Genomic DNA, 216 nt, shown 5'->3' with positions numbered 1-216 from the left:
GCCGTATGCCGTTTTGCAAAACACGGGCCAGCCGTTCGCCAAGACGCTGCTGGCGCTGCTGCGCAATGTCGGGCCTGACACCTTGCGGCTGCGCGCGCAATTTTATGCCGCTTATTCAGCCCTGATGAACGATGCCTTCTCGGGCACGCTGCGTCGATGGGCCGAACGCAAGGGCATCGCACTCACGGGGCACGAAATCCTGCCGCATATCAGTTC

The 216-nt window shown here is 61.6% G+C and carries 1 protein-coding gene; it reads left to right on the top strand.

Features of this window, described 5'->3' with window-relative positions; translation table 11 throughout:
* Positions 1 to 216, top strand: a 216-nt coding sequence (locus tag AF337_RS16055) for a hypothetical protein (RefSeq protein ID WP_152971104.1), incomplete at both ends; no start/stop codon positions are given.

Origin of the sequence: Rhizobium ecuadorense, assembly GCF_001187535.1 — a bacterium.
GTDB lineage: Bacteria > Pseudomonadota > Alphaproteobacteria > Rhizobiales > Rhizobiaceae > Rhizobium > Rhizobium ecuadorense.
Note: the sequence above shows the minus strand (reverse complement) of the source record. Positions and strands in the feature narration are given on the sequence as shown.